The organism is Pseudomonas sp. GD03858 (assembly GCF_029840925.1).
In the GTDB taxonomy this organism is placed as follows: Bacteria; Pseudomonadota; Gammaproteobacteria; order Pseudomonadales; family Pseudomonadaceae; genus Aquipseudomonas.
In genome coordinates this window covers 1-5,889 of sequence record NZ_JAOCDM010000182.1, presented here as the reverse complement: position 1 = coordinate 5,889, position 5,889 = coordinate 1, and the positions used below count along the sequence as shown (strand labels likewise).

Here is a 5,889-nt window from a genome sequence, read left to right as displayed (position 1 = left end):
CGCTGAACGCCCCATCCTGGGGCGCAGCGCTTGACGGGCATCCATGCCCGTCACCTCCCTCCGCAAGAACTCCGCTCGGCCTCCTGAAGTCGCAATTGGCGGCGCCTGAACTATCGCGCGCTTAGAAGCAAATCAAGATCAAGATCAAGATCAAGATCAAGATCAAGATCAAGATCAAGATTTTTGAATGTGGTTATCGGAAATATCGTGATGGGATCTACTCATCTTAATAACCGACACCTGAGAATAACTATAGCCCCAGCATAAAACAGCACACGGGAAATATGTCGACTCCAAGGTCAATGAGCGGTCACGAGGCCAAGACCTCGACGAGCCTGCCAAGCACGATCATTGCACCAACGCAAAGACCCGACTGCATCGTTAAATATTATTGACCTAAGCCCCCGCCAAACCCTTGTCACCAAAGGCCTCCAACCCCTAAAGCCCCCGAAAACAGGCGCCTGCACGCCACGCCACTCGTTTGACATATCGAACGGCTCTGGCAAGCTATGAGTCAGGCCCCGACCGACATCGCCCGCAAGGCGAGCCGGCAGTGCTCGGGGCTCCAGGCAGCACACATGGCCCCGGCCGTGCGCCTGCACAACAACGACAGGCATGACCTGTCCCAAGGTGACATATGTCCAACAGCAACATTGGCAGCAAGCAACCCTCCCTGCGCAAACCCGTCGTCCTCATGACCATGGGCAGCCAAGAGCGCAAAGGCCATGACTATCAGGTCATGACCCACAAATACATCACCCCGCTGGTCGAATTCTCCGGCTGCGTCCCAGTCCTGGTGCCTACCTGCTGCGGCGCCGAAGACCTCGAGACCTACCTTGACATGGCCGACGGCGTCTACCTGACCGGTGCCGGCAGCAACATCGACCCGACCCTCTACGGCCAGGACAACCAGACCCCCGGCAAAGGCCAGGACAAAGACCGCGACCTGTTCGACATCCCCCTGGTCAAGGCGGCGATCAAGCGCGGCCTGCCGATCTTCGGCATCTGCCGCGGCATGCAGGAAATCAACGTGGCCCTCGGCGGCGACATCTACCAGAAGGTCTACGCCGAGCCAGGCTTCAACGACCACCGGGAAAACCCTGAAGATCCGGTCGAAGTCCAGTACGCCCCGGTGCACAGCGTGAAGATCAAGCCAGGCAGCTGGCTGCGCGATACCCTCGGCACCGACCAGATCCGCGTCAACTCCCTGCACGGCCAGGGCCTGCGCAACCTGGGTGCCGGCATCGAGCCAATCGCCCACGCCGAAGACGGCCTGGTCGAGGCGATCCACGCCCCGAGCCTCTCGCCCTTCCTGTTCGCGGTGCAGTGGCACCCGGAGTGGCAGGCGGCGAAAAACCCTGATTCGATCAAGATGTTCCAGGCCTTCGGCGACGCCTGCCGCGCCCAGGTCCGCAAGTCCCAGGTCAAGCGCAACCAGGCCGCCTGACCCAGCGAAGCTTCGTTAGCTTTGATCGCGGGGCGGTGCAATACCGCCCCCGTTTCCCCGGTCACCCTCTGCTGGTCCCAGAACACTTCCCGTGGAAGCGGGCGGCGGGCTTGTGCCTGTCTCCGCGATCTTTTTTTCCTACAAGTCATACGACAACAGTGCCTTGCCAAATAATCGGTAGGCTCACGCGTTCCCCTGTAGGAGCGGCCTTGTGTCGCGAAAGGGCCGCAGCGCGGCCCCGGCGATCGTGGCTTAGACGCTGTAATCCTGGGGCCGCTGCGCGGCCCTTTCGCGACACAAGGCCGCTCCTACAGGGGTTGCGTTGTCATCGCTGAAACGGATTCAAAATTCTGTGCAGAGGGGACTAGCCATCGTGCAAGTTGTACGATAACTTACCTCTCACCTTGGTTCCCCCTCCTCCAAGCGCCACAGGATGCCTACAACAATGACCCCACAAGAACTGCAATCCATCCTCTCCCACGGCCTGCTGTCGTTCCCCGTCACCGACTTCGACGCCCATGGCGACTTCAACCCGGCCGGCTACGTCAAGCGCCTGGAATGGCTTGCCCCCTACGGCGCCAGCGCCCTGTTCGCCGCCGGCGGCACCGGCGAGTTCTTCTCCCTGGCCGCCAGCGAGTACAGCCAGGTGATCAAGACCGCCGTCGACACCTGCGCCACATCGGTACCGATCCTCGCCGGCGTTGGCGGCTCGACCCGCCAGGCCATCGAATACGCCAAGGAAGCCGAGCGCCTGGGCGCCAAAGGCCTGCTGCTGCTGCCCCACTACCTCACCGAAGCCAGCCAGGACGGCGTCGCCGCCCATGTCGAGGCGGTGTGCAAGGCGGTGAACATCGGCGTGGTGGTGTACAACCGCAACGTCTGCCGGCTGAACGCCGACCTGCTGGAACGCCTGGCCGAGCGCTGCCCGAACCTGATCGGCTACAAGGACGGCCTGGGCGACATCGAGCTGATGGTGTCGATTCGTCGCCGCCTGGGCGATCGCTTCAGCTACCTGGGTGGCCTGCCCACCGCCGAGGTGTATGCTGCGGCGTACAAGGCCCTCGGCGTGCCGGTGTACTCCTCGGCGGTGTTCAACTTCGTGCCGAAGACCGCGATGGACTTCTACCACGCCATCGCCCGTGACGATCACGCCAGCGTGGCCAAGCTGATCGACGACTTCTTCCTGCCGTACCTGGACATCCGCAACCGCAAGGCCGGCTATGCCGTGAGCATCGTCAAGGCCGGGGCGAAGATCGCCGGCTACGACGCCGGCCCCGTGCGCACGCCGCTGACCGACCTCACCGCGCAGGAATACGAGATGCTCGCCGCGCTGATGGACAAGATGGGCCCGCAGTAAGCGAGCCCCCGCGGCCTGCCGATGCCGCCGCCGGAGCAGGACAGCCTGCTCCGGCCCACAACCGATCCCCGTATAAAAATAACGAGTGGGAGTAACCAGCATGCAAGCGACGAAAAAGACGCATGTGCGCTACCTGATCCTGTTGATGCTGTTCCTGGTGACCACCATCAACTACGCCGACCGCGCCACCATCGCCATCGCCGGCTCCAGCCTGCAGAAGGACCTGGGCATCGACGCGGTCACCCTCGGCTATATCTTCTCCGCCTTCGGCTGGGCCTACGTGGCCGGGCAGATCCCCGGCGGCTGGCTGCTCGACCGCTTCGGTTCGAAGAACGTCTATGCCTTCAGCATCTTCACCTGGTCGCTGTTCACCTTGCTGCAGGGCTTCGTCGGCGGCCTGCCGGTGGCCTGGGCGGTGGTCACGCTGTTCACCCTGCGCTTTCTGGTCGGCTTCGCCGAAGCGCCATCCTTCCCCGGCAACGCGCGCATCGTCGCGGCCTGGTTCCCAACGCAAGAGCGCGGCACCGCCTCGGCGATCTTCAACTCGGCGCAGTACTTCGCCACCGCGCTGTTCGCGCCGATCATGGGCTGGATCGTCTTCACCTTCGGCTGGGAACATGTGTTCGTGGTGATGGGCGCGCTGGGCATCGTGTTCTCGGCGGTATGGCTCAAGACCATCTACAACCCGCGCCAGCACCCGCGCATCGGCCAGGCCGAGCTCGAGCACATCGAGCGCAACGGCGGCCTGGTGGACATGGACCAGAAACGCGGCAACGACGGCCCGAAATGGGGCTACATCAAGCAGCTGCTGACCAGCCGCATGCTGCTGGGCGTCTACCTGGGCCAGTACTGCATCAACGCCATCACCTACTTCTTCCTCACCTGGTTCCCGGTGTACCTGGTACAGGAACGCGGCATGACCATCCTCAAGGCCGGCTTCATCGCCTCGCTGCCGGCGGTGTGCGGCTTCATCGGCGGCGTGCTCGGCGGCGTGCTGTCGGACTGGCTGCTGCGCCGCGGCAACTCGCTGACCTTCTCGCGCAAGCTGCCGATCGTCTGCGGCTTGCTGCTGTCGACCACCATGGTCTTCTGCAACTACGTCGACGCCGAGTGGATGGTGGTCGGTTTCATGACCCTGGCGTTCTTCGGCAAGGGCATCGGCGCGCTGGGCTGGGCGGTAGTCGCCGACACCTCGCCCAAGCAGATCGCCGGGCTGTCGGGCGGGCTGTTCAACACCTTCGGCAACATCGCCTCGATCACCACGCCGATCGTCATTGGCTACATCATCAGCGCTACCGGTTCGTTCAAGTGGGCCCTGGTGTATGTGGGCGCCAATGCCCTGGTGGCGGTGTTCAGCTATCTGGTGATCGTCGGCCCGATCAAGCGCATCGAGCTCAAGGACGACCCGCAGCAGGCAGCGGCCCCCACCGCTGAACTTGCCGCTTCGCGCCACTGAGTGAAACACGCCGGCGCCCTGCCCGGGCGCCGGCATCCGCACAAGAAGCCTGAGAGAAACGACAAGAAGGGCCTGACCATGCAGTTGATCGAACATTCCGAGTCGCCCCGCTACGTGCGCCTGCACCCCGACGACAATGTCGTGGTAGTGGTCAACGACGGCGGCCTGGGCGAAGGCGCGCGCTTCGCCGACGGCCTGACCCTGGTCGAGGGCGTGCCGCAGAGCCACAAGGTCGCCAGCGTGGACATCCGCCGGGGCGAGGCAGTACGCCGCTATGGCCAGGTGATCGGCCATGCCCTGGAAGACCTGCGCCAGGGCAGTTGGGTCAAGGAAGATCAACTGGCGATGCCGGCCGCTCCCGAGCTCGACAGCCTGCCGCGCTGCGACGCCGTGCCCGCCGCCCAGGCGCCCCTCGCAGGCTTCACCTTCGAGGGCTATCGCAACGCCGACGGTACTGTCGGCACCCGCAACATCCTCGGCATCACCACCACCGTGCAATGCGTGACCGGCGTGCTCGACCACGCGGTCAAGCGCATCCGCAGCGAGTTACTGCCCAAATACCCCAACGTGGATGACGTGGTCGCCCTCACCCACAGCTACGGCTGCGGCGTGGCGATCAATGCCCGCGATGCCTATATCCCGATCCGCACCGTGCGCAACCTGGCGCGCAACCCCAACCTGGGCGGCGAGGCGCTGGTCATCAGCCTGGGCTGCGAAAAACTCCAGGCCGGCCAGGTGATGCACGAGGACGACCCGTCGGTGGACCTCAGCGAGCCCTGGCTATACCGCCTGCAGGACGCCTCGCTGGGCTTCGTCGAGATGATCGAACAGATCATGGACCTGGCCGAAACCCGCCTGAAGAAGCTCGACCAGCGCCGCCGCGAAACCGTGCCGGCCAGCGAGCTGATCCTGGGCATGCAGTGCGGCGGCAGCGACGCCTTTTCCGGCATCACCGCCAACCCCGCCCTGGGCCACGCCGCCGACCTGCTGGTACGCGCCGGCGCCACGGTGCTGTTCTCGGAAGTCACCGAGGTGCGCGACGCCATCTACATGCTCACCTCCCGCGCCGAAACGCCGGAAGTCGCCGAGGCGCTGGTACGCGAGATGGACTGGTACGACCGCTATCTGCAGCAGGGCGCCGCGGATCGCAGCGCCAACACCACGCCGGGCAACAAGAAAGGCGGCTTGTCCAACATCGTCGAAAAATCCCTGGGCTCGATCGTCAAGTCCGGTAGCGGCGCCATCCAGGGCGTGCTCGGCCCGGGCGAACGAGTCACGCGCAAGGGCCTGATCTTCTGCGCTACCCCGGCCAGCGACTTCGTCTGCGGCACCTTGCAGCTGGCCGCCGGGATGAACCTGCACGTGTTCACCACCGGCCGCGGCACACCCTACGGCCTGGCCATGGCACCGGTGGTCAAGGTCTGCACCCGCAGCGAACTGGCCCAGCGCTGGCCGGACCTGATCGACATCGACGCCGGGCGCATCGCCAGCGGCCGGGCGAGCATCGAGGAACTGGGCTGGGAGCTGTTCCACTACTACCTCGATGTCGCCAGCGGTCGCAAGCGCACCTGGGCCGAGCAGCATGGCCTGCACAACGACATCACCCTGTTCAATCCAGCACCGATCACT

4 protein-coding genes are annotated in these 5,889 nt (G+C 64.4%); all 4 read left to right on the top strand.

Going from position 1 to position 5,889, the window contains the following annotated elements; translation table 11 throughout:
- Positions 1 to 637: 637 nt before the first annotated feature.
- On the top strand, positions 638 to 1,447 hold the full coding sequence (locus N5D48_RS25505) for a type 1 glutamine amidotransferase (RefSeq protein WP_279888869.1): 810 nt from the start codon (positions 638 to 640) through the stop codon (positions 1,445 to 1,447).
- A gap of 445 nt (positions 1,448 to 1,892) precedes the next feature.
- Positions 1,893 to 2,804: a 5-dehydro-4-deoxyglucarate dehydratase gene (gene kdgD / locus N5D48_RS25500; RefSeq protein WP_279888868.1), complete on the top strand. Its 912-nt coding sequence runs from the start codon at positions 1,893 to 1,895 to the stop codon at positions 2,802 to 2,804.
- A 100-nt stretch (positions 2,805 to 2,904) separates the two neighbouring features.
- Positions 2,905 to 4,260, top strand: a complete 1,356-nt coding sequence (locus N5D48_RS25495) for an MFS transporter (protein WP_279888867.1) — start codon at positions 2,905 to 2,907, stop codon at positions 4,258 to 4,260.
- Between the two features lie 78 nt (positions 4,261 to 4,338).
- A partial coding sequence (gene garD / locus N5D48_RS25490) for a galactarate dehydratase (protein ID WP_279888857.1) occupies positions 4,339 to 5,889 on the top strand: 1,551 nt, incomplete at its 3' end.

Excerpts from the sequence above, each read along its gene's own strand:
- kdgD (WP_279888868.1), top strand. The coding sequence starts at position 1,893 with ATGACCCCACAAGAACTGCAATCCATCCTCTCCCACGGCCTGCTGTCG.
- N5D48_RS25505 (WP_279888869.1), top strand. The coding sequence starts at position 638 with ATGTCCAACAGCAACATTGGCAGCAAGCAACCCTCCCTGCGCAAACCC.
- N5D48_RS25495 (WP_279888867.1), top strand. The coding sequence starts at position 2,905 with ATGCAAGCGACGAAAAAGACGCATGTGCGCTACCTGATCCTGTTGATG.